Here is a 12724-nt window from a genome sequence, read left to right as displayed (position 1 = left end):
CTCTTATACACAACTTACCCTGGCAATTTTGTCAGGGTAAGATCTGTTAGCCTCGCAGGTTTTCCGTTCACCCGTGCGTTCAGTTATCTCTGTAATTCCCGCAAACGGTTAACGTATCAAGGGGTTAACGCCAACCCCTTGATAATCCAGGCGCCCGGCAAATCAATCGCGACATAAACATGCTGTCACCTGGTGAACGGAACCTTCTCCGGCTCGGCAGGAACCAGTCCTCAAAGATGTGACTAAGAGACAGCCCACCGGGAGAGGGGATCACCCTACCCTGCCTGTGCTAAACTCCGTCGCAATTGGGCTTGCTAAATGAGTGTGCAATGAGACGAGAACTGGCGATAGAATTTTCCCGCGTAACTGAAGCCGCAGCGTTGGCTGGTTATAAATGGTTGGGGCGTGGCGACAAAAATACGGCTGACGGTGCTGCCGTTCACGCGATGCGTATTGTGCTTAATCAGGTCAATATTGACGGCCAGATTGTGATTGGCGAAGGGGAAATCGACGAAGCACCCATGTTGTACATTGGTGAAAAAGTCGGTACCGGCCAGGGCGACGCAGTAGATATCGCCGTTGACCCGATTGAAGGCACACGCATGACCGCCATGGGCCAGGCAAACGCGCTGGCAGTATTGGCCGTTGGCGACAAAGGCAGCTTCCTGAACGCTCCCGACATGTACATGGAAAAGCTGATTGTCGGCCCTGGCGCTAAAGGCATTATCGACCTGAATCTTCCGCTGGCAGAAAACCTCTATAACGTCGCTGTAGCGCTCAATAAACCGCTCAGTGAACTCACCGTCACCATTCTTGCTAAACCTCGCCACGATGAAGTCATTGCCGAAATGCAAAAGCTTGGGGTGCGCGTGTTTGCGATTCCTGATGGCGATGTTGCGGCATCTATTTTGACCTGCATGCCGGATAGCGAAGTCGATGTGATGTACGGTATTGGCGGCGCACCTGAAGGCGTGATTTCTGCGGCGGTTATCCGCGCGCTGGACGGTGATATGCATGGCCGCCTGTTGGCTCGTCACCACGTAAAAGGTGACAACGAAGAAAACCGTCGAATCGGTGAGCAAGAGATAGCCCGCTGCACAGCAATGGGCATTGAAGCAGGCCTGGTGTTGAAGCTCGATGACATGGCGCGCAACGACAACGTTATTTTCTCGGCAACTGGTATCACCAAAGGCGATTTGCTGGATGGGATCACCCGTAAAGGGAATATGGCGACCACTGAAACTCTGCTGATTCGTGGTAAATCACGCACCATTCGTCGCATCAAATCTATTCACTACCTTGACCGTAAAGACCAGGAAGTACAGACCCATATTCTGTAAGCCCATCGTTTGTCTGATTGAGCTTTCCAGCTTTAACCAGCTGGAAATCTCTCACTTTTCTGGTGAAGATAGGAAAAACACAACACAGGGGAATGAACATCATGGCGGAATGGGTCAAAGGTAAAGTTGTCCAGATTGAAAACTGGACTGACGCTCTTTTTAGTCTCACTGTTCATGCGCCTGTCGCCCCTTTCACCGCCGGGCAATTCACTAAACTTGGGATGGAAATTGACGGCGAACGCGTACAACGCGCTTATTCCTACGTCAATGCACCCAGCGATCCAAACCTCGAGTTTTATCTGGTCACCGTGCCTGAAGGCAAGCTCAGCCCACGTCTGCATGCTCTGCAGCCTGGGGATGAAATTATGCTGGTGAGCGAAGCGGCTGGATTCTTTGTGCTGGATGAAATCCCGGATTGCCAGACATTATGGATGCTGGCAACGGGAACAGCACTCGGCCCGTATCTTTCGATTTTGCAGGAAGGTAAAGGCCTTGAGCGCTTCGATAACATCGTTTTGCTTCATGCCGTGCGTTATGCGCAGGATTTGAGTTATTTGCCATTGATGCAAAAACTCCAGCAGCAATATGAAGGGAAATTACGCATTCAGACGGTCATTAGTCGGGAATCAATTCCTGGTTCGTTAACCGGCCGCGTGCCTGCACTTATCGAAAGCGGCGAACTGGAAGCGGCTGTTGGCCTGCCAATGAACATTGAGACCAGTCATGTGATGTTATGCGGAAACCCGCAGATGGTACGAGATACACAGCAGTTGCTGAAAGATACCCGGCAGATGACCAAACATTTACGCCGCCGACCGGGCCATATGACTGCAGAACACTATTGGTAACTTTATGGGTAATACTAGCGGTACTTCACTTCGCTGGTGTCTTTGCCAAAGCGGTTTTCACCCTGGGTGCCAACAAACGCGCCCAGGTCCATAATAACCATCACCAAAATCAGCGTTGGGATAAAACGGCCAAGCCCCCACTGCGCTAACGTTCCGAAAGTTTCCCAATTACCTGCAAGCAACAGCCACGCAGGAATAAACAGCAGCGCCCACCAGCCTTTTTTATTGCGGTCATGAAGACGTTTGACGATCACGGCGGCAGTCGGAATCAACGAACCCGAAAGAAAGAAGCCGGCAGTGGAGTAAGGCATAATTTCAGCACCCGCGAGGGTGAAGAGAATGATCAGCGCAATTAGCCAGACGCCAATCCAAATCCAGAAGTCACGACGTCCAATACGTCCGTTAAAAGAGAACAGCCATTGCTGTATGGTCATGGTAAGGTCCATTTTATTGTTTAGCGCCGTAGTGTACCCCAGCTATGATGGGTTTTGACAAGCCAACGGAATGCCGATTTAATCGGAAAGCAGAATTCACAGGAGAATTTGTCGATGAGACATCTGGTTGCAGGTCTGGCTTTGCTGATACTACCCGTTACGGTGGTGTGGGCTGATCCGCCTTCAGATTCCACCTCAACGCTACAAGTTGCTCCCTATTTATTGGCAGGCGCCCCAACGTTCGACATGAACATTACGCAGTTTCGGGAAAAATTCACGACTGCAAACCCGTCTTTGCCCATCAATGAGTTCCGTGCCATCGACTCCAATTCCGATGAAGTGAACCTGATGCGTGCCGCCAGCAAAATCAACGAAAACCTCTACACATCAACTGCGTTAGAACACGGCACTCTGAAAATAAAATCTATCCAGATAACGTGGTTGCCGATTCAAGGGCCTGAGCAAAAAGTGGCGCGAGCAAAAGCGACAGAGTACATGGCCGCGCTGATTCGTACCTTTACGCCCTCGCTTTCAAAGCCACAAAGCGTAGCAAAACTCACCAGGTTGCTCAGTAACGGAAAGAACAAACGTTACTACACACAAACCGATGGCGCGATCCGCTATGTTGTCGCAGACAACGGTGAAAAGGGGCTGACCTTCGCTGTTGAACCGATTAAGCTAACGCTATCTGAGACACTGAACACCAACTAAACATACCCGTTAGCATTCCAGTCGCAGGTAGGCGGCCAGGGAGCTTATGCCGATGAGCTTACTTCAGTAAGTGATTCGGGTAAGTGAGTGCAGCCAACACCCCTGTGACTTGAAGGATGACGGGTATATATGACAAAAAGCAAAGCCTTTCGCTTGCTGAGTCTCTATACTGTTTCACAGACCATGCTGCCCTGACTGGCAGCGATTCTTTTATTAGTTTGACCTTGTGGAGAATTAAGATGCGACATCCTTTGGTGATGGGTAACTGGAAACTGAACGGCAGCAAGCACATGGTACACGAGCTGATTGCTGGCTTACGCAAAGAGCTGGCTGGCGTTGCTGGATGTGGCGTTGCTATCGCTCCTCCAACTATGTATCTGGATCTGGCTAAACACGCTGCATCTGGTAGCCACATCATTCTTGGTGCTCAGAACGTAGACCTGAACCTGTCCGGTGCTTTCACTGGTGAAGTTTCTGCAGAAATGCTGAAAGATGTTGGCGCTAAGTACATCATCATCGGTCACTCCGAGCGTCGTACTTACCACGCAGAGTCTGATGAACTGATTGCTAAAAAATTCGCAATTCTGAAAGAAGTTGGTCTGATCCCAGTTCTTTGCATCGGTGAAACTGAAGCAGAAAACGAAGCTGGCAAAACTGAAGAAGTTTGCGCACGCCAGATTGATGCAGTGCTGAAAACTCAGGGCGCAGCAGCTTTCGAAGGTGTGGTTATCGCTTACGAACCAGTATGGGCAATCGGTACTGGCAAATCAGCCACTCCTGCTCAAGCTCAGGCTGTTCACAAATTCATTCGTGACCACATTGCTAAAGCTGATGCGAAAGTAGCAGAGCAAGTGATCATCCAGTACGGCGGTTCCGTAAACGATAAGAACGCAGCAGAGTTGTTTGCTCAGCCGGACATCGACGGCGCGCTGGTTGGCGGTGCATCTCTGAAAGCAGACGCGTTTGCCGTTATCGTTAAAGCTGCGGCTGAAGCGAAAAAAGCGTAAGTCTCTCGCTTAAACATATACAGGCCCTGCCAGCAATGGCAGGGCTTTTTTATTTCAGTAACCCACAGTCGTGATCTTGTAGTTGCTCAGAAGAAGCCAGATTCAAACGCAGTAAATTCCGCTCCGTCGCCAACGCTACCCATTCCCCATCGGCCAGTTTAGCCATCGCCAGACTATAACGCCCCATATGCTCCCGAGCCTGTGGAACCTGAGTCGCCAACATCATGAATGGGCTACGTTGTGAAAATTCAGCTGCGCCGACTTTTCTGGCGATGTATGAGTTTCCAGCCAGATCTACCGGGAACGCCTGCCATTCGTTATTTAACGTTTTCGCATACCGATCCAATTCCCCGCGCACATCAGCGCGTAAACAAGAAATGTGGATATGAAGCTGATTTTGCGAGCGACCTGTCGCAGAGTTAATAGTGAGTGAAATAATATCGTCAGGAATCTGAGATCCCCGGCGCAGACTCAAAATAGTGCGCTGTTGCCAGGCTAGCCAGAAGAAATTAGCAGTTTTTGGCTGCAACAATTCCGGGCTTTCCATGCCGCTTATTTTTGCTGTTGGCAACAGCAGATATTGCAGCGGGCCATTGATATCTTTTAGCAGCACGTATCCCGACGGCAAATCTACTTTGGCACATGGCTCAGGGTTCTGATTGTCACGCTGATTGGGAACACATTGCTGGCTGACAATACGCCACAGCGCATCAGGATGATGCAGGTATTGCCGGAGACTGAAGCCGATCACCACAGCAATGGCCAACAACAGGAGAAGGAGAACTAACTTGCGTCGACACCACTGCATTGAAACCTCAGAAACCATAAGAGGGTCGCTCAGCGTAACGCAAACTCTGAAATCCCAAAAGCAAAACGGCCCTTTTCAGGGCCGTGAATACGATTAACGCTGACTAATTTGGTCGAAGGTTCCACCGTTCGAGAAGTGTTCTTTCTGCGCTTTTGTCCAGCCGCCAAACTCTTCATCAATAGTGAACAATTTAATTTTCGGGAAGGCATTCTCATACTTCTTCGCGACCGCTGCGTCACGTGGACGATAGTGGTTTTTCGCCGCAATCTCCTGGCCTTCTGGCGAGTAGAGGTATTTCAGGTAAGCTTCTGAGACTTCCCGAGTCCCTTTCTTGTCGACGACTTTATCCACCACCGATACGGTAGGTTCGGCGAGAATAGATTCACTTGGCGTGACAACCTCAAACTTGTCTTTGCCCAATTCGTTGGTTGCCAGTAACGCTTCGTTTTCCCAGGCAATCAACACGTCGCCGATTCCACGCTCAACGAAAGTACTGGTTGAACCACGAGCGCCGGAATCCAACACTTCAACGTTCTTATACAACGCCTTCACGAAATCCTGAGCTTTGGCTTGATCGTTGTTGTTGTGATGTAGGGCATAACCCCAGGCCGCCAGATAGTTCCAGCGCGCTCCGCCAGAGCTTTTTGGATTCGGAGTAATAACAGAAACGCCTGGTTTAATCAGGTCATTCCAGTCATGAATTTGTTTCGGGTTGCCTTTACGCACCAGGAAAACGATGGTCGAAGTGTAAGGCGCAGAGTTTTCTGGCAGGCGTTTGATCCAGTTTTTGTCGATACGGCCACGCTCAGCAATCGCATCCACATCGTATGCCAACGCCAGTGTCACCACATCAGCTTCAATGCCGTTGATAACAGAGGTCGCTTGTTTGCCAGAACCACCATGCGACTGCCGAATAACTACGTTGTCGCCGGTTTGTTGCTTCCAGTGAGCGCTGAAGGCTTTGTTGTACTCGTCATAAAGTTCGCGAGTGGGATCATAAGAGACATTAAGTAACTGAATATCTTTCGCCAGCACACTGCCAGACGCCAACAGTAATGTAAGTCCAACTCCCCACTTATTCATTTTTCGCTCTCTTTAATCAGATTTGATAAAAGCAGCGTGCCAGAAAGTTATCCATTCATTAAAGAATAAAAAAAGATTTGCTATAACTATTGAGCATATAACAAACAACAAAAAGCCGGGTTTCCCCGGCTTCAATTTTCACAGAAAGTGAATTAGTACAGTTTCTTAGCGCAATCCAGCCAGTCACCTTTGAACGGACGCTTCATGTTTTCGATAGCGTCGATGATGTCATGGTGAACCAGCTTCTCATTCTGAATACCTACGCAACGACCGCCGTGACCTTGCAGCAGCAGTTCGATGGAGTAAGCGCCCATGCGGGAAGCCAGAATGCGATCGTAAGCAACCGGTGAACCACCACGCTGAATGTGGCCCAGAACCGTTGCGCGGGTTTCGCGTTTGGTTTCCGTCTCGATATATCGGGCCAGTTCGTCGATGTCACAGATGTGCTCAGTGATAGCCACGATAGCGTGCTTTTTACCTTTAGCGATACCCGCTTTGATTTCTTCAACCAGGTCTTCGCGATTAAACTCAACTTCTGGCAAGACAACAAACTCACAGCCACCAGCGATGGACGCAGCTAAGGTCAGATCGCCACAGTAACGGCCCATCACTTCCACGATAGAAATACGCTGGTGGGAGGAAGAGGTGTCACGCAGGCGGTCGATTGCTTCCACGACTGTTTCCAGAGCGGTGAAGAAACCGATAGTGTAATCGGTGCCTTTGATATCGTTATCAATGGTACCTGGCAGGCCGATGCATGGGAAACCCATTTCGGTCAGGCGCTTAGCACCCATATAGGAACCATCACCGCCGATAACAACCAGTGCATCAATACCGCGATTTTTCAAATTCTCGATAGCCACTTCACGGACTTTCTCGTCCCGGAATTCCGGGAAACGAGCTGAGCCCAGGAAAGTACCGCCACGGTTGATCATATCGGACACGCTGTATCGGTCCAGGTTAACCATGCGGTCTTCATACAATCCCAGATAGCCATCATAAATGCCCGCGACTTCCAGACCTTCCGACAATGCCGCCCGCACCACACCACGAATCGCAGCGTTCATGCCCGGAGCATCACCGCCACTCGTCAACACACCAATTTTTTTGATCATGACTACCTCTGAACTTTTGAATGCAAATTAATCCTGTTGCCGGAAACGGCCTTCGGCATGCCGAGGCATCGACTCTGCTACAAATAGTATAACAACCGCTTCTTGCTGAATTGATTCAGGTCAGGCCATATATCGGTATTCTATCCAAAAAATATCGACTCTGTCTGACTTTACAACGAAATATTAAAGCTCAAAATGCCCTTGCTGCTGCGTCGGGACAACCGAGCAGGGGTCCTGGTGAATAATCACATCTGACCCAGGGAAACGACGCAAAATCGCCTGTTCAACCTGGTCGGCAATCACATGCGCCTGAACCAGTGGCAGGTTGTCTTCCATTTCGATATGGACTTGAATAAAGCGGGTCGGCCCTGACTGCCGCGTTCGTAGATCATGCGCCCCTTTAACGCCGGGCCATGAATTGATGATATCAATAATTACCTGTCGCTCATCATCTGGTAAAGCACGATCTAAAAGAGATTGCACAGCTTCATAACCCATGCGCAGTGCGCTATACAAAATATAGACGCCAATCCCTAACGCAAATATTGAATCTGCGCGATGCCAGCCATACCAGGACAACGCAAGAGCAACAAGAATTGCTCCATTCATCATAACATCAGACTGATAATGAAGCATATCTGCTCGAACTGCCTGACTTTGCGTTTTCCGCACCACCCAGCGCTGAAAAGTCACCAGAATTAACGTGCTGAACAACGCAATGACCGTAACCACCACACCCACTAAAGGCTGCTTCATTGGTGACGGTTCAGCTAAATGCTGAATGCCAGTCAAAAACAGGAACAGTGCAGAACCGGAAATAAACATACTTTGTGCCAGTGCTGCCAGCGATTCCGCTTTGCCATGACCAAAGGTGTGTTCTTCATCTGCGGGTTGTAGCGAATAACGTACGACAAGAAGGTTAGTTAGCGACGCGGCAATGTCCACTAGCGAATCGACCAATGCAGCCAGAATACTGACCGAGCCGGTGTACCACCAGGCGAAAATCTTAATCAAAAGTAACAGTGAGGCCATTACCGTCGCAGCAATTGCTGCGCGGCTAACCAGCTTCCCATATTGTTGATTCATAGGGGCTCCAGCAAATGATTGCTGGCTAGTATAGCGGATTCATCTGAACCATCAGGCAAAAAAAACCCGCCGGTTAAGGCGGGGAAGACAGGGATGGTGTCTATGGCAAGGAAAACAGGGTTTGTTACTGGTTACTACGCTTACTGCTACTACTCAGTGCTTGCAACGAAGACTTCTGTTGCAGATCCGCCAGTTCACGAAATTGATCCATGCGCTGTTGGTGTTTGTCGTTTAAAACGGCCTGCTGTTCAGGGCTTAACAAGCGGTACATTTGGTTGCGTACTTTCGCCATTTCAACCTGGCGAGCCACTTGTTCTTGTGCCATTTTTTCAGCCTGGGCACGCACTGCCGTTTCATCAAAATTTTCAGCGATGACCAGATTATGCATGGTCTCCATTTCGCTTACATTCACGGGTGGGCTATCATGCCGTGCCCGGTGCATTAGATCGCGCATTTGTTGGCGCTGTTGTTCGGTCAGGTTTATCCCTTCGAACATATGGCTCTGAAGGTTATTTCGCTTAACTAAGCCTTCACCGCCTTGGTACCAGTTATCGCTTGCCTGACTGGACAGGGTAATCAGAGTCAATGTAGAGGCCATGACGGCAGCGGTAACATTGCGCATCACTTGCTCCTGAAATCATCTGTGCTGCGATTCAACGAGATTCAGTCTACGATTCCCGCTGCAAACTAGCGTCAGGGGGTGTAAAACAACGTAAAGTCATAGATTAGCGCGCCTTGATGACGTAATTTCTGCCTCGGAGGTAATTTAACAATGAATAAAATTCTGCTAGTTGATGATGACCGAGAGCTTACTTCCCTGTTGAAGGAACTGCTCGACATGGAAGGTTTTAACGTAATTGTCGCCCATGATGGCGAACAAGCGTTGGAGCTTCTTGATGACACCATTGACCTTTTATTGCTCGACGTAATGATGCCAAAGAAAAATGGCATTGATACTTTGAAAGAGTTGCGCCAGTCACACCAGACTCCAGTCATTATGCTAACAGCACGAGGAAGTGAGCTAGATCGTGTTCTCGGCCTTGAACTGGGTGCAGATGACTATCTACCTAAACCATTCAACGATCGTGAACTGGTGGCCCGTATACGCGCTATTTTGCGTCGTTCACATTGGAGTGAGCAGCAGCAAAACAGCGACAGCGGTTCTCCGACGGTCGAAGTGGACGGTTTGAGCCTGAATCCTGGTCGCCAGGAAGCAAGCTTTGATGGGCAAGCGCTTGATTTGACCGGCACTGAATTCACCCTGCTCTATTTGTTGGCTCAGCATTTGGGACAGGTGGTTTCACGCGAACACTTAAGCCAGGAAGTTCTGGGCAAACGCCTGACACCTTTCGACCGTGCAATCGACATGCATATTTCCAATTTGCGTCGTAAGTTGCCGGACCGTAAAGATGGTCATCCGTGGTTTAAAACATTACGTGGCCGCGGCTACCTGATGGTGTCTGCTTCATGATAAGTAGCCTTACCGCGCGTATTTTTGCCATCTTCTGGTTGACGCTGGCGTTAGTGCTGATGCTAGTGCTGATGCTGCCTAAACTGGATTCGCGTCAAATGACCGAATTGATGGAGAATGAGCAACGTCAAGGCATCATGATTGAACAGCATGTCGAAGCGGAACTTGAAAACGATCCACCAAACGACCTGATGTGGTGGCGTCGTTTGTTCCGGGCCATTGATAAATGGGCACCACCGGGACAGCGTTTGTTGCTCGTGACCAGCGAAGGGCGAGTTATTGGCGCCCAGCGCAATGAAATGCAGATTATTCGTAACTTTATCGGCCAGTCTGATAACTCCGATCATCCGCAAAAGAAAAAGTATGGCCGCGTTGAATTAGTGGGGCCGTTTTCGGTACGCGATGGTGAAGATAATTACCAACTTTACCTGATCCGCCCTGCAAGTAATTCCCAATCTGATTTTATTAACCTGCTGTTTGATAGACCTTTACTGTTACTCATTGTCACGATGCTGGTCAGTTCACCGCTGCTGTTATGGCTGGCGTGGAGCCTGGCAAAACCGGCGCGTAAGTTGAAAAATGCTGCTGATGAAGTGGCTCAGGGGAATTTGCGTCAGCACCCTGAACTCGAATCCGGGCCGCAAGAATTCCTCGCAGCCGGTGCCAGTTTTAACCAGATGATTACCGCGCTGGAAAGGATGATGACAACCCAGCAAAGGCTGTTGTCTGACATTTCGCATGAACTGCGTACTCCGCTCACTCGTTTGCAATTAGGCACAGCGTTGCTGCGCCGTAAAACAGGTGAAAGCAAGGAACTGGAGCGCATTGAAACGGAAGCTCAGCGTCTGGACGGTATGATCAACGACCTGTTGGTGATGTCGCGCAACCAGCAAAAAAATGCGCTGGCGAGCGAAACCATGAAAGCCAATCAAATTTGGTCAGAAGTGCTGGATAACGCCGCCTTCGAAGCTGAACAAATGGGCAAATCGCTGGAGGTGACTTATCCACCAGGTCCATGGTTGATGTACGGTAATCCCAACTCACTGGAAAGTGCGCTGGAAAATATTGTCCGTAACGCATTACGCTATTCGCACACAAAAATTGCCGTCAATTTCTCCGTTGATAATCAAGGTGTTACTATCACCGTCGATGATGATGGCCCAGGCGTCAGCCCGGATGATCGTGAGCAAATATTCCGTCCTTTCTATCGTACAGACGAAGCGCGCGATCGTGAATCTGGCGGGACTGGGTTGGGGTTAGCGATTGTTGAAACTGCTGTTCAGCAACATCGTGGTTGGGTGAAAGCCGATGACAGCCCGTTGGGCGGATTGCGGCTAGTGCTTTGGCTGCCGCTTTATCATCGTTAATTTTTCGCCATAAAGAACAGGTCCTTCGGGGCCTGTTTTCCTTCCTGCCATAAATTGATATTCTGCGCGCCAGGTCTTATGGGGGCAGTATGCTAAATATCGTTTTGTTTGAACCAGAAATCCCACCCAATACCGGGAATATTATCCGTTTATGCGCCAATACCGGCTTCCGGTTGCACATCATCGAGCCAACAGGTTTTGGCTGGGATGATAAGCGCCTGCGCCGTGCAGGTCTGGATTATCATGAGTTCGCAGCCGTGAATCGCCATCATAACTACGATGCATTTTTGGCGGCTGAAAACCCGCAGCGAATCTTTGCGCTGACCACAAAGGGAACGCCTGCGCACAGCGCAGTGAGCTATCAGGATGGGGATTATTTGGTGTTTGGCCCGGAAACGCGCGGCCTGCCAGCAACGATTCTTGATGCTTTGCCTGCTGAGCAAAAAATCCGTATTCCAATGATGCCGGACAGCCGCAGCATGAATTTGTCGAACGCAGTATCGGTGGTGGTATATGAAGCGTGGCGCCAGCTTGGGTACCCCGGCGCCGTTCTGAGAAGCTAGATTCCGTCGCCGTACTCGAAGCCGTTGTTAGCACCGTTAAAGTGCTGATCCATATCGATGGCAGGCATATCGCTTTCAGGCTTGCCGACAATTCGCGCCGGAACGCCAGCTGCCGTGGTATGAGGCGGAACGGGTTGTAACACCACTGAACCTGCACCAATTTTCGCACCGCGCCCAATTTCAATGTTGCCGAGGATTTTCGCCCCGGCACCAATCATCACGCCTTCACGAATTTTCGGGTGGCGATCGCCGCTGGTTTTGCCAGTACCACCAAGCGTTACAGACTGCAAAATCGACACGTCGTTTTCAACGATAGCCGTTTCACCGATCACAATACCAGTCGCGTGATCGAGCATGATCCCACAACCAATTTGGGCTGCCGGGTGAATATCCACCTGGAATGATACTGAAACTTGGTTTTGCAGGAAAATAGCTAACGCCCGCCGCCCTTCTTTCCACAGCCAGTGGCCGATACGATAGGACTGCAGCGCATGAAAACCTTTCAGATATAACAGCGGGGTCGAATACTTATCGACTGCCGGGTCACGGGTGCGCACAGCCTGAATGTCACAAGCCGCTGAGGCAATCATTTGTGGTTCCGCCGCGTAAGCTTCTTCGACAACTTCACGAATGGCGATAGCAGGCATAATCGGCGAGGCTAGCTTGTTGGCGAGCATATAGCTCAGCGCGCTGCCGAGGTTTTCATGCTTGAGGAGAGTTGCGTGGTAAAAACTGGCCAACATCGGTTCACAATCGGCAAGCGCTCGTGCTTCGGCTTTAATGTTGTTCCACACCAGATCCAGTTCTTCAGACGACATTGCACTCTCCAGATAGAAAAACAGCGCCCGGCACAAAGTACCGGAACGCTTCAGTTATCGCGGTTATGTTGTT

The 12724-nt window shown here is 50.0% G+C and carries 14 protein-coding genes; 7 read left to right on the top strand and 7 right to left on the bottom strand.

Annotated features, from left to right (window positions below):
- Positions 1-329: 329 nt before the first annotated feature.
- Both glpX and fpr read left to right on the top strand, forming a co-directional pair.
- Positions 330-1340: a class II fructose-bisphosphatase gene (gene glpX, locus MES37_RS13570; RefSeq protein ID WP_121814603.1), complete on the top strand. Its 1011-nt coding sequence runs from the start codon at positions 330-332 to the stop codon at positions 1338-1340.
- Positions 1341-1441: 101 nt separating this feature from the next.
- On the top strand, positions 1442-2188 hold the full coding sequence (gene fpr / locus MES37_RS13565) for a ferredoxin--NADP(+) reductase (protein WP_064541718.1): 747 nt from the start codon (positions 1442-1444) through the stop codon (positions 2186-2188).
- 14 nt (positions 2189-2202) lie between these two features.
- On the opposite strand, the gene MES37_RS13560 is transcribed toward fpr, so the two are convergent.
- Entirely contained in the window at positions 2203-2622 is a 420-nt protein-coding gene (locus MES37_RS13560; protein ID WP_034500043.1) for a DUF805 domain-containing protein, read from the bottom strand.
- A gap of 114 nt (positions 2623-2736) precedes the next feature.
- Between MES37_RS13560 and MES37_RS13555 the strand changes: the two genes are divergently transcribed.
- A complete protein-coding gene (locus tag MES37_RS13555; RefSeq protein ID WP_064541721.1) occupies positions 2737-3333 on the top strand; it encodes a YiiQ family protein in 597 nt (198 codons plus the stop codon).
- 239 nt (positions 3334-3572) lie between these two features.
- Positions 3573-4340, top strand: coding sequence for a triose-phosphate isomerase (tpiA, locus tag MES37_RS13550; RefSeq protein ID WP_034461430.1), 768 nt, complete (start codon positions 3573-3575; stop codon positions 4338-4340).
- A gap of 49 nt (positions 4341-4389) precedes the next feature.
- On the opposite strand, the gene MES37_RS13545 is transcribed toward tpiA, so the two are convergent.
- From MES37_RS13545 to cpxP, 5 genes are all read right to left on the bottom strand, one after another.
- A complete protein-coding gene (locus tag MES37_RS13545) occupies positions 4390-5148 on the bottom strand; it encodes a CDP-diacylglycerol diphosphatase (protein ID WP_133523062.1) in 759 nt (252 codons plus the stop codon).
- 93 nt (positions 5149-5241) lie between these two features.
- Positions 5242-6231: a sulfate ABC transporter substrate-binding protein gene (locus MES37_RS13540; protein WP_064541724.1), complete on the bottom strand. Its 990-nt coding sequence runs from the start codon at positions 6229-6231 to the stop codon at positions 5242-5244.
- Positions 6232-6383: 152 nt separating this feature from the next.
- Positions 6384-7346, bottom strand: a complete 963-nt coding sequence (gene pfkA / locus MES37_RS13535; RefSeq protein WP_064541727.1) for a 6-phosphofructokinase — start codon at positions 7344-7346, stop codon at positions 6384-6386.
- A gap of 183 nt (positions 7347-7529) precedes the next feature.
- Positions 7530-8432: a CDF family cation-efflux transporter FieF gene (gene fieF / locus MES37_RS13530; RefSeq protein WP_064541730.1), complete on the bottom strand. Its 903-nt coding sequence runs from the start codon at positions 8430-8432 to the stop codon at positions 7530-7532.
- A gap of 124 nt (positions 8433-8556) precedes the next feature.
- Positions 8557-9054, bottom strand: a complete 498-nt coding sequence (gene cpxP / locus MES37_RS13525) for a cell-envelope stress modulator CpxP (protein WP_064541733.1) — start codon at positions 9052-9054, stop codon at positions 8557-8559.
- Between the two features lie 150 nt (positions 9055-9204).
- Between cpxP and cpxR the strand changes: the two genes are divergently transcribed.
- The 3 genes from cpxR to trmL all read left to right on the top strand — a co-directional run bounded on the left by cpxR (position 9205) and on the right by trmL (position 11833).
- Positions 9205-9903 carry an envelope stress response regulator transcription factor CpxR gene (gene cpxR / locus MES37_RS13520; protein WP_034461436.1) on the top strand — a complete coding sequence of 233 codons (699 nt, stop codon included), beginning with the start codon at positions 9205-9207 and terminating at the stop codon, positions 9901-9903.
- A complete protein-coding gene (cpxA, locus tag MES37_RS13515; RefSeq protein ID WP_232887150.1) occupies positions 9900-11270 on the top strand; it encodes an envelope stress sensor histidine kinase CpxA in 1371 nt (456 codons plus the stop codon). The genes cpxR and cpxA overlap by 4 nt, the downstream gene beginning before the upstream one ends.
- An 89-nt stretch (positions 11271-11359) precedes the next feature.
- The gene (trmL, locus tag MES37_RS13510; protein ID WP_064515046.1) at positions 11360-11833 is read left to right on the top strand and encodes a tRNA (uridine(34)/cytosine(34)/5-carboxymethylaminomethyluridine(34)-2'-O)-methyltransferase TrmL; all 474 of its coding nucleotides are present in this window, start codon (positions 11360-11362) and stop codon (positions 11831-11833) included.
- Here trmL and cysE read toward each other — a convergent pair.
- Complete coding sequence (gene cysE / locus MES37_RS13505) at positions 11830-12651, bottom strand: serine O-acetyltransferase (RefSeq protein WP_064541738.1); 822 nt, start codon at positions 12649-12651, stop codon at positions 11830-11832. The genes trmL and cysE overlap by 4 nt on opposite strands.
- Between the last annotated feature and the right edge of the window lie 73 nt (positions 12652-12724).

It is taken from the genome of Buttiauxella sp. S19-1, from assembly GCF_022134725.1.
GTDB classification, from domain to species: Bacteria; Pseudomonadota; Gammaproteobacteria; order Enterobacterales; family Enterobacteriaceae; genus Buttiauxella; species Buttiauxella ferragutiae.
Note: the sequence above shows the minus strand (reverse complement) of the source record. Positions and strands in the feature narration are given on the sequence as shown.

Bases quoted from the DNA above. Each gene is read 5' to 3' on its own strand.
- cpxA (WP_232887150.1), top strand. From the start codon at position 9,900: ATGATAAGTAGCCTTACCGCGCGTATTTTTGCCATCTTCTGGTTGACG.
- cpxR (WP_034461436.1), top strand. From the start codon at position 9,205: ATGAATAAAATTCTGCTAGTTGATGATGACCGAGAGCTTACTTCCCTG.
- fpr (WP_064541718.1), top strand. From the start codon at position 1,442: ATGGCGGAATGGGTCAAAGGTAAAGTTGTCCAGATTGAAAACTGGACT.
- tpiA (WP_034461430.1), top strand. From the start codon at position 3,573: ATGCGACATCCTTTGGTGATGGGTAACTGGAAACTGAACGGCAGCAAG.
- trmL (WP_064515046.1), top strand. From the start codon at position 11,360: ATGCTAAATATCGTTTTGTTTGAACCAGAAATCCCACCCAATACCGGG.
- cysE (WP_064541738.1), bottom strand. From the start codon at position 12,651: ATGTCGTCTGAAGAACTGGATCTGGTGTGGAACAACATTAAAGCCGAA.
- glpX (WP_121814603.1), top strand. From the start codon at position 330: ATGAGACGAGAACTGGCGATAGAATTTTCCCGCGTAACTGAAGCCGCA.
- MES37_RS13540 (WP_064541724.1), bottom strand. From the start codon at position 6,231: ATGAATAAGTGGGGAGTTGGACTTACATTACTGTTGGCGTCTGGCAGT.
- MES37_RS13545 (WP_133523062.1), bottom strand. From the start codon at position 5,148: ATGCAGTGGTGTCGACGCAAGTTAGTTCTCCTTCTCCTGTTGTTGGCC.
- pfkA (WP_064541727.1), bottom strand. From the start codon at position 7,346: ATGATCAAAAAAATTGGTGTGTTGACGAGTGGCGGTGATGCTCCGGGC.
- fieF (WP_064541730.1), bottom strand. From the start codon at position 8,432: ATGAATCAACAATATGGGAAGCTGGTTAGCCGCGCAGCAATTGCTGCG.
- MES37_RS13555 (WP_064541721.1), top strand. From the start codon at position 2,737: ATGAGACATCTGGTTGCAGGTCTGGCTTTGCTGATACTACCCGTTACG.
- cpxP (WP_064541733.1), bottom strand. From the start codon at position 9,054: ATGCGCAATGTTACCGCTGCCGTCATGGCCTCTACATTGACTCTGATT.
- MES37_RS13560 (WP_034500043.1), bottom strand. From the start codon at position 2,622: ATGACCATACAGCAATGGCTGTTCTCTTTTAACGGACGTATTGGACGT.